The following is a 13,593-nucleotide window of genomic DNA, read 5'->3' on the forward strand; positions in this document are numbered from 1 at the left end:
GTCTTACTGAAAAGCCCCCCGCTTCTGCGCATTACGAATCGACACCTGATCGTTCAGCGTCCAGAAGTCATACAGCACCCCGAGAAAAAACACCCCGCCGGTCAGCAGGTAAATAATCCCGCTGATCCACTTGCCCTGATACATCCGGTGTACGCCCAGCACCCCGAGAAACGTCAGCAGAATCCACGCCACGCTGTACTCGATCGGCCCTGGGGTGAAACGCAGGTCCGCCTCGCGGTCCATGGCCGGGATCAGGAACAGGTCGATCAGCCAACCGATGCCCAGCAGGCCGAAGGTGAAGAACCAGATCGTCCCCGTGACCGGCTTGCCGTAATAGAAACGGTGGGCGCCGGTAAAACCGAAAATCCACAGCAGATACCCGATGACTTTGCTGTGGGTATCGCGGATTGCGTCCTGCTGATAGCTGTTCATGAATGGCCTCTTTTGCCTCGATAGAAAAATTTGTTCGGACTTTTTGTGACTTTTTTGTGTCTCGCCGACAAGCGGTCCTGGGCGACACGAACCGGGGAAACCCCCGTGTCACGGGGGTTCTGTCGGACAATCAAGCCCAATTGTCGCCATTGTGCAGGGTTTACGCTGGGTTTCGAATCGACAAACGGCCTCGGAATGGCAAAAAAAGCTGTTATAAAGTTGCGCGCTAACCTTTAAGAGCCTTGCCTAATGCGTCCATTTTTCAAGACATGGCTAACCATTTGCCTATTATTGCCACTGGCCGCCCACGCCACCAATCGTGAGCAACGTCTTCCCAACGTCAACGGCTACACCCCGAAATCCCATGTTTCTGCTCCTTCGAGCAAGAACAAGCCAAGCGTCCAGCGCGTGGGCACGGCCAACAGCAAGCTGGTGCCGCCCATGGCGACCAAAGCGAGCAGCAACGTGCTGAGCCGCGCCGTGAATGTACTCGGCACACCTTATCGTTGGGGCGGCAGCAGCCCAAGTAAAGGCTTCGATTGCAGCGGGTTGGTGAAATACGCTTTCAACGACGCCACGTTCGACCTGCCACGCACGTCCAACGCCATGGCCGCCGGTCATGGCGAGAAAGTCGAGCGCAAGGATCTCAAGCCCGGCGACCTGATCTTCTTCAAGCTCAAGAGCCGCCGGGTCAACCACGTGGCCATCTACCTGGGCAACGACCGTTTCATCCACGCCCCACGCCGTGGCAAGTCGGTGACCATCGACACCTTGAACAAGCCGTACTGGGACACCCACTACGTAGTGGCCAAGCGAGTGCTGCCGAAAGAACCAGGTGCGCTGCGCGTGGTTCAGCGCTGATCAAGCATTTGTGTCACAACTGAGGCCCCCATCGCGAGCAAGCTCGCTCCCACACTTGATTTTCAGCGCTCACAGAAATTGTGTCCGCCGTAAATCAAATGTGGGAGCGAGCTTGCTCGCGATGAGGCCTGCAAAAGCGCTGCAAATCTCCTGACAGATCCCCTAGAAATTATCCGGCGTACGCGCCCGCTCCCGGGCATGTTCGCGGCTGATCAGGCCCTTGTTCACCAAGTCCTTCAAACACATGTCCAGGGTTTGCATCCCCAGCGAGCCGCCGGTCTGGATGGACGAGTACATCTGCGCCACCTTGTCTTCACGGATCAGGTTCCGGATGGCCGAGGTCCCCAGCATGATTTCATGCGCCGCGATCCGGCCGCCGCCGATCTTCTTGATCAGCGCCTGGGAAATCACCGCCTGCAACGACTCCGACAACATCGAGCGAACCATGGACTTTTCATCGCCCGGGAACACATCCACCACCCGGTCGATGGTCTTGGCCGCCGAGGTGGTGTGCAAGGTGCCGAACACCAGATGCCCGGTTTCGGCGGCGGTCAGCGCCAGGCGGATGGTTTCCAGGTCGCGCATCTCGCCCACCAGGATCACGTCCGGATCCTCCCGCAGGGCTGAACGCAGCGCCGTGGAGAAACTTTGGGTGTCGCGGTGCACCTCGCGCTGGTTGATCAGGCATTTGCGCGGCTCGTGAACGAATTCGATAGGGTCTTCGATGGTGAGGATGTGATGGTGCTTATGGCTGTTGAGGTAGTCGATCATGGCCGCCAGGGTGGTGGACTTGCCCGAACCGGTCGGCCCGGTCACCAGCACCAGCCCGCGCGGCGATTCGGTCACCTTGCGAAACACCTCGCCCATTCCCAAGTCTTCCATGGTCAGGACTTTCGACGGAATGGTCCGGAACACCGCCCCCGCGCCGCGATTCTGGTTGAAGGCGTTGACCCGGAATCGCGCGACGCCCGGCACGTCGAAGGAAAAGTCAGTCTCCAGAAACTTTTCGTAATCCACCCGTTGCCGGTCGTTCATGATGTCGTAGATCAGCTCATGCACCTGCTTGTGGTCCAGCGCCGGCAGGTTGATCCGCCGCACATCGCCATCCACGCGGATCATCGGCGGCAGCCCGGCGGACAGGTGCAGGTCCGACGCCCCCTGTTTGGCGCTGAACGCCAGCAGTTCAGTGATATCCATAGCGCTCCTCAATTCCAGTAGAATGCCGCGAACCTCACCGCTGGCGCTTCCTTTATGTCCACGATAGCAGACAACATTGCTCAGGTTAGTTCGCGCATCCGCACGGCGGAGCAGACCGCCCAACGTGCCGAAGGCAGTGTCCAACTGCTGGCCGTGAGCAAGACCAAGCCTGCCCAGGCCCTGCGTGAAGCCTATGCCGCCGGCCTGCGGGACTTCGGCGAGAATTACCTGCAAGAGGCCCTGGGCAAACAGGTCGAATTGACCGACCTGCCCTTGATCTGGCACTTCATCGGCCCCATTCAATCGAACAAGACGCGCGCTATCGCCGAACACTTCGACTGGGTGCATTCCGTGGATCGTTTGAAAATTGCACAGCGCCTGTCCGAGCAGCGCCCGGCCGAGTTGCCGCCGCTGAACATCTGTATCCAGGTCAACGTCAGCGGTGAAGCCAGCAAATCCGGCTGCGCCCCGGCGGACCTGCCCGCCCTGGCCAGCGCCATCAGCGCTCTGCCGCGCCTGAAGCTGCGCGGGCTGATGGCGATTCCCGAACCCACCGAAGAACGTGTCGCCCAGGATGCAGCCTTCGCCGCCGTTCAACGCCTGCAAGCCAGCCTGGCACTGCCGCTGGACACGCTTTCCATGGGCATGAGCCACGACCTCGAGTCGGCCATTGCCCAAGGCGCCACCTGGGTGCGCATCGGTACTGCCCTGTTTGGTGCCCGCGACTACGGTCAATCCTGAACCATGGCCGACTCATCTCTTTATAAGGACCTGTCATGAGCAACACGCGTATTGCCTTCATCGGCGCCGGCAACATGGCCGCCAGCCTGATCGGCGGCCTGCGGGCCAAGGGCCTGGACGCTTCGCTGATCCGCGCCAGCGATCCGGGTGAAGAGACCCGCGCCCGAGTGAGTGCCGAGCACGGCATCGAAACCTTCGCCGACAATGCCCAGGCCATCGACGGTGCCGACGTCATCGTGCTGGCGGTCAAGCCGCAAGCGATGAAAATCGTCTGCGAAGCCCTTCGCCCCAGCCTCAAGCCCCATCAACTGGTGGTATCGATTGCCGCCGGCATCACCTGCGCCAGCATGAACAACTGGCTCGGCGAGCAGCCGATCGTCCGCTGCATGCCCAACACGCCGGCGCTGCTGCGCCAGGGCGTCAGCGGCCTGTTCGCCACGCCACGCGTGAGCGCCGAGCAGCGCCAGCAGGCCGAAACGCTGCTGTCGGCCGTCGGCCTGGCCCTGTGGCTGGACACCGAACAGCAACTGGACGCGGTCACCGCCGTCTCCGGCTCCGGCCCGGCGTACTTTTTCCTGCTGATCGAAGCCATGACCGCCGCAGGCGAAAAACTTGGCCTGACCCGGGAAACCGCCGCCCAGTTGACCTTGCAGACCGCCCTCGGTGCCGCGCACATGGCGGTGTCGAGCGACGTCGATGCGGCCGAGCTGCGTCGTCGCGTAACCTCGCCGGCCGGCACCACCGAAGCGGCCATCAAATCGTTCCAGGCCGGGGGCTTCGAAGCCCTGGTGGAAAAAGCACTCGGCGCCGCCGCGCACCGCTCGGCCGAAATGGCCGAACAACTGGGCCAATAAGGAGCCATTCATGATTGGATTGAACACTGCAGCGGTCTACGTGCTGCAAACCCTCGGCAGCCTGTACTTGCTGATCGTGCTGCTGCGTTTCGTGCTGCAACTGGTGCGCGCCAACTTCTACAACCCGCTGTGCCAGTTCATCGTCAAGGCCACCCAGCCGCTGCTCAAGCCGCTGCGCCGGATCATCCCGAGCCTGTTCGGCCTGGACATGTCGTCGCTGGTCCTGGCGATCCTCGTGCAAATGGCGCTGATGGCCCTGACCCTGCTGCTGACCTACGGCACCACCGGCAACCCGCTGCAATTGCTGATCTGGTCGCTCATTGGCGTGACCGCGCTGTTCCTGAAGATTTTCTTCTTCGCCCTGATCATCAGCGTGATCCTGTCCTGGGTCGCACCGGGCAGCCATAACCCGGGCGCCGAGCTGGTGAACCAGATCTGCGAACCGGCCCTGGCGCCGTTCCGTCGCATCGTGCCGAACCTGGGCGGCCTGGATATCTCGCCGATCCTGGCGTTCATGGTGCTCAAGCTGATCGACATGCTGGTGATCAACAACCTGGCGGCGATGACCATGATGCCGGAAATCCTGCGGCTGCTGATCTGACCCGATACCGGCCTGATCAGTCAGCACCTCTCTCAGTGGGAGCAAAGCTTGCTCGCGAAACAGGCGCCTCGGTCCCCAAAAGACCGCATCGGCCCCATCGCGGGCAAGCCTTGCTCCCACAGGGTCTACGTTCACCGAAGAATCAGCGCCGCCCTTTGCTTGCCGCCCGCCACAGCGGTCTTTAGACTTACGCCTCATTTCAACGCGAGCAGGGTCGATGCCAGCTGCCTTTCCCCCGATTCCGTTGGTCTGGTGACGCCGCAAACGGCGCATTTCAGCGAGCCCCTGGCCCTGGCCTGCGGCCGTTCGTTGCCAGCCTATGACCTGATCTACGAAACCTACGGCACCCTCAATGCCACGGCGAGCAATGCCGTGCTGATTTGCCACGCCTTGTCGGGGCATCACCACGCCGCCGGCTACCACAGCATCGACGACCGCAAGCCCGGCTGGTGGGACAGTTGCATCGGCCCGGGCAAGCCCATCGACACCAGCAAGTTCTTCGTGGTCAGCCTGAACAACCTGGGCGGCTGCAACGGTTCCACCGGCCCCAGCAGCCTCAACCCGGACACCGGCAAGCCCTTCGGCGCCGATTTCCCGGTGCTGACCGTGGAAGACTGGGTCCACAGCCAGGCCCGCCTGGCCGACCGCCTCGGTATCGGCCAGTGGGCCGCCGTGATCGGCGGCAGCCTGGGAGGCATGCAGGCCCTGCAATGGACCATCACTTACCCGGACCGCGTGCGCCACTGCCTGGCAATCGCCTCGGCCCCCAAGCTGTCGGCGCAAAACATCGCCTTCAACGAAGTGGCGCGCCAGGCGATCCTCACCGACCCCGAATTCCACGGCGGTTCGTTCCAGGAACACGGCGTGATCCCCAAGCGCGGGCTGATGCTGGCACGGATGGTCGGGCACATCACCTACCTGTCCGACGACTCCATGGGCGAGAAATTCGGCCGTGGCCTCAAGAGCGAAAAGCTCAACTACGACTTCCACAGCGTCGAGTTCCAGGTCGAGAGCTACCTGCGCTATCAGGGTGAAGAATTCTCCGGGCGTTTCGACGCCAACACTTACCTGTTGATGACCAAGGCGCTGGACTACTTCGATCCGGCGGCGAACTTCGACGATAACCTGGCGAAAACCTTCGCCAATGCCACCGCCAAGTTCTGCGTGATGTCGTTCACCACCGACTGGCGCTTCTCCCCGGCGCGCTCGCGGGAGCTGGTGGACGCGCTGATGGCCGCGCGCAAGGACGTCTGCTACCTGGAAATCGACGCGCCCCAGGGCCACGACGCCTTTTTGATCCCGATCCCGCGCTACCTGCAGGCGTTCGGCAACTACATGAACCGTATAACGCTGTGAGGACGCCATGAGAGCCGATCTGGACATCATCCAGGAATGGATCCCCGCCGGCAGCCGCGTGCTCGACCTGGGCTGCGGCAACGGCGAACTGCTGACCTGGCTGCGGGACAACAAACAGGTCACCGGCTACGGCCTGGAAAACGACCCGGACAACATTGCCGAATGCGTCGCCAAGGGCATCAACGTCATCGAGCAGGACCTGGACAAGGGCCTGGGCAACTTCGCCAGCAACAGCTTCGACATCGTGGTCATGACCCAAGCCCTGCAAGCGGTGCACTACCCGGACAAGATCCTCGACGAAATGCTGCGGGTCGGGCGCCAGTGCATCATCACCTTCCCCAACTTCGGTCACTGGCGCTGCCGCTGGTACCTGGCGAGCAAGGGGCGCATGCCGGTTTCGGATTTCCTGCCCTACACCTGGTACAACACGCCGAACATCCACTTCTGCACCTTCAAGGATTTCGAAGCGCTGTGCCGCGAACGCGAAGCCAAGGTCATCGATCGCCTGGCCGTGGACCAGCAGCACCGCCACGGGTGGGCCAGCAAGCTATGGCCTAATCTGTTAGGTGAAATAGGCATCTATCGGGTCAGCAACCCAGGCCTTGCCGATTACCAGGTCGCGGTGTAAGCCCCGGCCTCACCAGGAGCACGACATGAAACGTCTAGCGTTGTTTCTCATCACCGCTTGCCTGAGCGTGGGCGCCATGGCCGCCGACGTCATCAAGGGCGAGCGCAAGGAAGTGTTCGGTGATATCACCGTGCACTACAACACGTTCAACTCCACCTTCCTGACGCCGGAGATCGCCAAGGCTGCCGAACTGATTCGCAGCAAGAACCAAGGTGTGATCAATGTCTCGGTGATCAAAAGCGGCAAGCCATTGATCGCCGACGTCAGCGGCACGGTGAAGGACCTGACCAGCAAGACAGTCCCCCTCTCCTTCCGCCAGATCACCGAACAAGGCGCGATCTATTACATCGCCCAGTATCCAGTGGACCAACAGGAAACCCGCACCTTCGAGATCAAGGTGCAAACCGGCGACAAGATCAACACCATCAACTTCAACCAGGAACTGTTCCCCGGCGAATGATGAACCTCACCCAACTCGTACTGGCCAGCCACAACGCCGGCAAACTCAAGGAACTGCAGGCCATGCTTGGCGGGTCGGTGCAGTTGCGCTCGATTGGCGAATTCAGCCAGGTGGAACCGGAAGAGACCGGCCTGTCGTTCGTCGAGAACGCCATCCTCAAGGCCCGCAATGCCGCACGCATCTCGGGCCTGCCGGCGCTCGCCGACGATTCCGGGCTGGCCGTGGACTTCCTCGGCGGCGCACCGGGCATTTACTCGGCCCGTTACGCTGACGGCAAAGGTGATGCGGCGAACAACGCCAAGCTGCTCGATGCCCTCAAGGACGTGCCCGAAGCCGAGCGCGGCGCGCAGTTCGTCTGTGTGCTGGCCCTGGTCCGCCACGCCGACGATCCGCTGCCGATCCTCTGCGAAGGCCTGTGGCACGGGCGCATTCTCACCCAAGCCAGCGGCGAGCACGGTTTTGGCTACGACCCGTTGTTCTGGGTGCCAGAGCGCAATTGCTCCAGCGCCGAGCTGGGGCCGGTGGAAAAGAACCAACTGAGCCACCGCGCCCGCGCCATGGCCCTGCTGCGTCAACGCCTGGGCCTGCAATGACCGACGACGCCCCCGCACCCCTGATCCATGGCGGTGCACAAACCCCGCGGGCGCCGCTCCCGGTGCTGCCGCCCCTGGCGCTGTACATCCACATCCCGTGGTGTGTACGCAAATGCCCCTATTGCGACTTCAACTCCCATACCGCCAGCCCGCAGCTGCCGGAGGAGGAATACGTCGACGCTTTGCTGGCCGATCTCGATCAGGACCTGCACGGGGTTCATGGCCGCGAACTGAGCTCGATCTTCTTCGGCGGCGGTACGCCAAGCCTGTTCAGTGCCCAGGCCCTGGGCCGATTGCTCAAGGGGGTCGAAGCGCGGATACCCTTCGCCCAGGACATCGAAATCACCCTGGAAGCCAACCCCGGCACGTTCGAGCAAGAAAAATTCGTCGCTTACCGGGCCTTGGGCATCAACCGCCTGTCCATCGGTATCCAGAGCTTCCAGCAGGCCAAGCTCGAAGCCCTGGGGCGGATCCATAACGGTGACGAGGCGGTGCGCGCCGCCGGCATGGCCCGCCAGGCCGGGTTCGACAACTTCAACCTGGACCTGATGCATGGGCTGCCCGACCAGTCCCTCGACGACGCCTTGAGCGACCTGCGCCAGGCCATTGCCTTGAAGCCGACTCACCTGTCCTGGTACCAGTTGACGCTGGAACCGAACACGGTGTTCTGGAATCAGCCGCCGACCTTGCCCGAAGACGACACGCTGTGGGATATCCAGGAAGCCGGGCAGGCCTTGCTGGCCGAACACGGCTACGCCCAATACGAAGTCTCGGCCTACGCCCAGCCCGGTCGGGCGGCGCGGCATAACCTCAACTACTGGAGCTTCGGCGACTTCATCGGCATCGGCGCCGGCGCCCACGGCAAGCTCAGCCATCCGGACGGGCGCATCGTGCGCACCTGGAAGACCCGACTGCCCAAGGACTATCTCAATCCGGCCAAAAGCTTCCAGGCTGGCGAGAAAACCCTGGCCAATGAAGAACTGCCGTTCGAGTTCCTGATGAACGCCCTGCGCCTGACCGCAGGCGTGGACGCGCGGCTGTACCCGGAACGCACCGGGTTGCCCCTGCAAAGCCTGGCCGAAGGCCGGCGCGAGGCCGAACAAAGCGGGTTGTTGCAGGTCGAACCGACACGTCTGGCGGCCACCGAGCGCGGACAGCTGTTTCTCAATGACTTGCTGCAGACATTTCTGAGCTGATCAACACAAGGAAATCGAATGGATCTGGTACTCGACCTGCTGGCCACCGTGTCCCGCTGGAGCCGCAGCAACCTGTCGGAAATCTCCCTGGCATTGGTAGGTTGCCTGCTGGTGCTGTTTGGTGCCGACATCAAGGGCTGGGTCGACCAACGCCTGGGCAGCATCGCCGGCGCCTTGCGCGTCCCCTTGATCGCCCTGCTGTGCATGATCGGCAGCGGTGCCGCGCTGATCTATGCCACGCCATGGATCGTCAGGGGCTTGAGCCAGTTCAACAACTACAGCCTGGCGCCGGTGTTGTTGGTGGTGCTGGTGTTGATTGGCGTGGTGGCGGATCGGCGCTGATTTCGACCATTACACAAAACAAATGTGGGAGCGAGCTTGCTCGCGATGGCGGTATAACAGTCAACATTGATGTTGGATGTCATGCCCTCATCGCGAGCAAGCTCGCTCCCACAAGGGATCCTGTTTCAACAGGATCTTCTGATGCTTACGCCACCTTCTCGAACTTCAAATCCCAAACCCCATGCCCCAGCCGTTCGCCACGGCGCTCGAACTTGGTGATCGGCCGTTCGGCCGGGCGTGGCACGCACTTGCCGTCTTCGGCCAGGTTGCGATAGCCCGGGGCGACGTTCATCACTTCCAGCATGTACTCGGCGTAGGGTTCCCAGTCGGTGGCCATGTGCAGCACACCGCCGACCTTCAACTTGCTGCGCACCAGTTCAGCGAACGACGCCTGGACGATACGGCGCTTGTGGTGCCGGCTTTTGTGCCAAGGATCCGGGAAGAACAGCATCAGCCGGTCGAGACTGTTGTCGGCCACGCAGCGGTTGAGCACTTCGATGGCATCGCAATCGTAGACCCGCAGGTTGGTCAGCCCTTGGGTCAGCACGCCGTTGAGCAGCGCACCGACGCCGGGACGGTGGACTTCCACCCCGATGAAATCCTGCTCCGGCGAAGCGGCGGCCATTTCCAGCAACGAGTGGCCCATGCCGAAGCCGATTTCCAGCGAGCGCGGGGCCGAGCGGCCGAACACCTGGTCAAAATCCACCGGTGCATCGGCCAGGGGCAGGACAAACAGCGGCGCGCCCTGCTCCAGGCCGCGCTGCTGGCCTTCGGTCATGCGCCCGGCGCGCATCACGAAACTCTTGATGCGGCGGTGCTGGCGCTCTTCGCCTTCTTCCGGCAGGACCGGCGTGTCGTTCGATTCAGTCATCAATGGCTCTTACTTGATCAGACCATCCAGCGGCGAGGAGGCGCTGGCGTAAAGTTTTTTCGGCATGCGGCCGGCCAGGTACGCCAGGCGACCGGCGACGATGGCGTGCTTCATGGCTTCGGCCATCAGGACCGGCTGCTGGGCGTGGGCGATGGCCGAGTTCATCAGCACCGCCTCGCAACCCAGCTCCATGGCGATAGTGGCGTCGGAGGCGGTGCCGACACCGGCATCCACCAACACCGGGATCTTGGCTTCTTCCAGGATGATCTGCAGGTTGTACGGGTTGCAGATCCCCAGGCCAGTGCCGATCAGACCGGCCAGCGGCATGACCGCGATGCAGCCGATTTCCGCCAGTTGACGGGCAATGATCGGGTCATCGCTGGTGTAGACCATCACGTCGAAACCTTCCTTGACCAGGGTTTCGGCGGCCTTGAGGGTTTCGATCACGTTGGGGAACAGGGTTTTCTGGTCCGCCAGCACTTCCAGCTTCACCAGGTTGTGGCCGTCGAGCAGCTCACGGGCCAGGCGGCAGGTGCGCACGGCCTCGATGGCGTCGAAGCAACCGGCGGTGTTCGGCAGGATGGTGTAGCGATCCGGCGGCAGGATATCCAGCAGGTTCGGTTCGCCCGGGTTCTGGCCGATGTTGGTCCGGCGCACGGCGACGGTCACGATCTCGGCGCCCGAGGCCTCGATGGCCAGGCGGGTTTCTTCCATGTCGCGGTATTTGCCGGTGCCTACCAGCAAGCGCGACTGGTAGGTACGACCGGCCAGGACGAAGGGCTTGTCGCTACGAACGATGCTCATGGGAAATCCTCTGTTGGGGTGAGGTTCTTGCGAAATGCTGCGAAACCGAGGCGGCTAGCCACCACCGATGGCGTGGACCACTTCGACCGAATCGCCGTCGTTCAACGTGGTTTCGGCGTGCTGGCTGCGCGGGACGATATCCAGATTGAGCTCCACCGCGACGCGACGTCCAGCCAGCTCCAGACGGGTCAGCAGGGCCGCAACGGTTTCACCGTCGGGCAGTTCAAGGGGTTCGCCGTTCAACTGAATGCGCATGCCGGATGCCGCCATCATTTTTAGGGGCTGGCATTCTAGCCCGATCAGTCAGGGCGACCCAAGCCATTCGTCATGAAATGGACCGGCAGGTCAGCCCAGCCGCCAGGCGGCAAGCCCCAGGCACAACCAGCCGATCAGGAACGCCACGCCACCCAACGGGGTGATGATGCCCAGCTTGCTGATGCCGGTCAGGGTCAACAGGTACAGGCTGCCGGAGAACAACAGGATGCCGATGACAAACGCAATCCCGGCCCAGGTGACGACGCGTCCGGGAATGTGCGTGGCCAGCAACGCAACGCCCAGCAACGCCAGGGTGTGCACCAGTTGGTAGGTGACGCCGGTGTGGAAAATCGCCAGGTAATCGGCGCTCAGGCGATTTTTCAGGCCATGGGCGGCAAATGCCCCCAGCGCCACGCCCGTAAAACCGAAAAAAGCCGCCAGCATCAGAAAGCTACGCAACATGGGAACTCCAGTCAGACTCGGTGGACAGGGTCTGTATAATGGCCCGCTCGACGGGTTCGGCCAAGCCATCTCTATGCTGCGTTTATTGTTTCGACGATTCCTTAAAGCCCTGCTCTGGTTCGCCGTCGGCAGCGTCGTGCTGGTGCTGCTGTTTCGCGTGGTGCCGCCGCCGTTCACGGCACTGATGATCGAGCGCAAGGTTGAATCCTGGTTCGGCGGTGAGCCGATCGACCTGCAACGCACCTGGCAGCCTTGGGACCGGATTTCCGACAGCCTCAAGGTGGCGGTGATCGCTGGTGAAGATCAGAAATTCCCCGAGCACTGGGGCTTCGACATTGGCGCGATCCAGGCCGCCTTCGCTCACAATGGGCGTGGCGGTTCGATTCGCGGCGCCAGCACCCTCAGCCAGCAAGTGTCCAAGAACCTGTTCCTGTGGTCGGGCCGCAGTTGGCTGCGCAAAGGCCTGGAGGCCTGGTTCACCGCGCTGATCGAGGTGCTCTGGCCCAAGCAGCGGATCCTTGAGGTGTACCTCAACAGCGTCGAGTGGGATGACGGTGTGTTCGGGGCGGAAGCCGCAGCACGCCACCACTTCCGCACCAGCGCCGACGCCTTGTCCCGGCAACAGGCCAGCCTGCTGGCGGCGGTATTGCCCAACCCGCGGAAATGGAACGCCAGCCGGCCGAGCCCCTATGTGCTACGGCGGGCGGGCTGGATTCGCCAGCAGATGAGCCAGCTGGGGGGCGACAGCTACCTGCTGGAGCTCGATCGTTCGCGGCGAGCGCCCTGGGCGCAGTAGCCCAGACACTAAAAAACCCTGTGGGAGCGAGCTTGCTCGCGATAACGGTTCGACAACCAACACTGATGTTGAATGCAATGGCCTCATCGCGAGCAAGCTCGCTCCCACAGAATCAGCAGTGAATTCAAATCATTGGCACAAACAAAAACGCCCCGATCATCACTGATCGGGGCGTTTTTCATGGCTGCTATCGCAGGTCAAGCCGCAATCGACACCTTGAGCTTGTTCATCGCGCTCTTCTCGAGCTGGCGAATCCGCTCGGCCGACACGTTGTACTTCTGCGCCAGGTCGTGCAGCGTGGCTTTTTCCTCGGCCAGCCAGCGCTGGTAGAGGATGTCGCGGCTGCGTTCGTCCAGCACTTCCAGGGCTTCGTGCAGGTTGGTGTTGGAGTTGTCGCTCCAGTCGGCGTCTTCCAGTTGACGCGCCGGGTCATACCGGTGGTCTTCCAGGTAGTTGGCCGGCGATTGGAAAGCGCTGTCGTCGTCCGCTTCGGCGGCCGGGTCGAAGGCCATGTCATGGCCGGTCAGGCGGCTTTCCATCTCGCGCACTTCCCGGGGTTCTACGCCCAGGCTTTCAGCCACGCGGTGGACTTCTTCGTTGTTCAGCCAGGCCAGACGCTTCTTCTGGCTGCGCAGGTTGAAGAACAGCTTGCGTTGGGCCTTGGTGGTCGCGACTTTCACGATGCGCCAGTTGCGCAGGATGAACTCGTGGATTTCCGCCTTGATCCAGTGCACGGCGAACGACACCAGGCGCACACCCATTTCCGGGTTGAAGCGCTTGACCGCCTTCATCAGGCCGACGTTGCCTTCCTGGATCAGGTCGGCCTGGGCCAGCCCGTAGCCGGAATAGCTGCGGGCGATATGTACGACAAAACGCAGGTGGGCGAGCACCATCTGCCGAGCCGCCTCAAGATCCTGCTCATAATAGAGACTCTCGGCCAGTTCACGCTCCTGCTCGGGCGTCAGCAAGGGGATGCTGTTCACCGTGTGCACATAGGCCTCCAGGTTCGCACCCGGGACCAGAGCATAAGCAGGTTGCAAAGAAGTGGTCATACGAAAAAACCTCCGACTCACATAACTCGTGCAGTTCAGCACTGCGAAAATTGACCGGGAACCCAAAGACAAGTTCCCACAAAAACCGAAAG

Annotated in this window: 17 protein-coding genes and 1 pseudogene; 11 read left to right on the top strand and 7 right to left on the bottom strand. The window is 62.1% G+C overall.

Going from position 1 to position 13,593, the window contains the following annotated elements; genetic code table 11:
- Positions 1-3 precede the first annotated feature (3 nt).
- Entirely contained in the window at positions 4-432 is a 429-nt protein-coding gene (locus tag ACZ5M5_RS28815; protein ID WP_060740206.1) for an NINE protein, read from the bottom strand.
- A 249-nt stretch (positions 433-681) separates the two neighbouring features.
- Between ACZ5M5_RS28815 and ACZ5M5_RS28820 the strand changes: the two genes are divergently transcribed.
- Complete coding sequence (locus ACZ5M5_RS28820; protein WP_060740205.1) at positions 682-1,293, top strand: C40 family peptidase; 612 nt, start codon at positions 682-684, stop codon at positions 1,291-1,293.
- A gap of 162 nt (positions 1,294-1,455) precedes the next feature.
- Here the strand turns inward: ACZ5M5_RS28820 and ACZ5M5_RS28825 are convergent, their stop codons facing one another.
- Positions 1,456-2,490, bottom strand: a complete 1,035-nt coding sequence (locus tag ACZ5M5_RS28825; RefSeq protein WP_060740204.1) for a type IV pilus twitching motility protein PilT — start codon at positions 2,488-2,490, stop codon at positions 1,456-1,458.
- Positions 2,491-2,544: 54 nt separating this feature from the next.
- Between ACZ5M5_RS28825 and ACZ5M5_RS28830 the strand changes: the two genes are divergently transcribed.
- The 9 genes and pseudogenes from ACZ5M5_RS28830 to ACZ5M5_RS28870 all read left to right on the top strand — a co-directional run bounded on the left by ACZ5M5_RS28830 (position 2,545) and on the right by ACZ5M5_RS28870 (position 9,261).
- On the top strand, positions 2,545-3,231 hold the full coding sequence (locus tag ACZ5M5_RS28830) for a YggS family pyridoxal phosphate-dependent enzyme (RefSeq protein WP_464738293.1): 687 nt from the start codon (positions 2,545-2,547) through the stop codon (positions 3,229-3,231).
- A 35-nt stretch (positions 3,232-3,266) separates the two neighbouring features.
- Positions 3,267-4,085, top strand: a complete 819-nt coding sequence (gene proC, locus ACZ5M5_RS28835) for a pyrroline-5-carboxylate reductase (RefSeq protein ID WP_464738294.1) — start codon at positions 3,267-3,269, stop codon at positions 4,083-4,085.
- A 10-nt stretch (positions 4,086-4,095) separates the two neighbouring features.
- Positions 4,096-4,686, top strand: a complete 591-nt coding sequence (locus tag ACZ5M5_RS28840; protein ID WP_060740201.1) for a YggT family protein — start codon at positions 4,096-4,098, stop codon at positions 4,684-4,686.
- A 217-nt stretch (positions 4,687-4,903) separates the two neighbouring features.
- A pseudogene (gene metX, locus ACZ5M5_RS28845) lies at positions 4,904-6,042 on the top strand (homoserine O-succinyltransferase MetX).
- A gap of 7 nt (positions 6,043-6,049) precedes the next feature.
- Positions 6,050-6,670: a methionine biosynthesis protein MetW gene (metW, locus tag ACZ5M5_RS28850; protein ID WP_464738295.1), complete on the top strand. Its 621-nt coding sequence runs from the start codon at positions 6,050-6,052 to the stop codon at positions 6,668-6,670.
- Positions 6,671-6,695: 25 nt separating this feature from the next.
- The gene (locus ACZ5M5_RS28855; RefSeq protein WP_060740199.1) at positions 6,696-7,130 is read left to right on the top strand and encodes a DUF4426 domain-containing protein; all 435 of its coding nucleotides are present in this window, start codon (positions 6,696-6,698) and stop codon (positions 7,128-7,130) included.
- Positions 7,127-7,723 carry an RdgB/HAM1 family non-canonical purine NTP pyrophosphatase gene (rdgB, locus tag ACZ5M5_RS28860; RefSeq protein WP_060740198.1) on the top strand — a complete coding sequence of 199 codons (597 nt, stop codon included), beginning with the start codon at positions 7,127-7,129 and terminating at the stop codon, positions 7,721-7,723. Before ACZ5M5_RS28855 ends, rdgB begins: the two co-directional genes overlap by 4 nt.
- On the top strand, positions 7,720-8,919 hold the full coding sequence (gene hemW / locus ACZ5M5_RS28865; protein ID WP_092474683.1) for a radical SAM family heme chaperone HemW: 1,200 nt from the start codon (positions 7,720-7,722) through the stop codon (positions 8,917-8,919). Before rdgB ends, hemW begins: the two co-directional genes overlap by 4 nt.
- Before the next feature lie 18 nt (positions 8,920-8,937).
- On the top strand, positions 8,938-9,261 hold the full coding sequence (locus tag ACZ5M5_RS28870) for a DUF3392 domain-containing protein (RefSeq protein ID WP_060740196.1): 324 nt from the start codon (positions 8,938-8,940) through the stop codon (positions 9,259-9,261).
- A 145-nt stretch (positions 9,262-9,406) separates the two neighbouring features.
- On the opposite strand, the gene trmB is transcribed toward ACZ5M5_RS28870, so the two are convergent.
- The 4 genes from trmB to ACZ5M5_RS28890 form a co-directional block, all read right to left on the bottom strand.
- The gene (gene trmB, locus ACZ5M5_RS28875; RefSeq protein ID WP_014340682.1) at positions 9,407-10,132 is read right to left on the bottom strand and encodes a tRNA (guanosine(46)-N7)-methyltransferase TrmB; all 726 of its coding nucleotides are present in this window, start codon (positions 10,130-10,132) and stop codon (positions 9,407-9,409) included.
- A 9-nt stretch (positions 10,133-10,141) separates the two neighbouring features.
- A complete protein-coding gene (locus ACZ5M5_RS28880; RefSeq protein ID WP_060740195.1) occupies positions 10,142-10,936 on the bottom strand; it encodes a thiazole synthase in 795 nt (264 codons plus the stop codon).
- 54 nt (positions 10,937-10,990) lie between these two features.
- Complete coding sequence (thiS, locus tag ACZ5M5_RS28885) at positions 10,991-11,191, bottom strand: sulfur carrier protein ThiS (protein ID WP_060740194.1); 201 nt, start codon at positions 11,189-11,191, stop codon at positions 10,991-10,993.
- A 90-nt stretch (positions 11,192-11,281) separates the two neighbouring features.
- Entirely contained in the window at positions 11,282-11,653 is a 372-nt protein-coding gene (locus tag ACZ5M5_RS28890; protein WP_060740193.1) for a DUF423 domain-containing protein, read from the bottom strand.
- A gap of 73 nt (positions 11,654-11,726) precedes the next feature.
- Between ACZ5M5_RS28890 and mtgA the strand changes: the two genes are divergently transcribed.
- A complete protein-coding gene (gene mtgA / locus ACZ5M5_RS28895; RefSeq protein ID WP_464738296.1) occupies positions 11,727-12,449 on the top strand; it encodes a monofunctional biosynthetic peptidoglycan transglycosylase in 723 nt (240 codons plus the stop codon).
- 197 nt (positions 12,450-12,646) lie between these two features.
- Here the strand turns inward: mtgA and rpoH are convergent, their stop codons facing one another.
- Positions 12,647-13,501, bottom strand: a complete 855-nt coding sequence (gene rpoH / locus ACZ5M5_RS28900; protein ID WP_003177476.1) for an RNA polymerase sigma factor RpoH — start codon at positions 13,499-13,501, stop codon at positions 12,647-12,649.
- Positions 13,502-13,593: the final 92 nt, after the last annotated feature.

Source organism: Pseudomonas sp. Van50, from assembly GCF_055390755.1.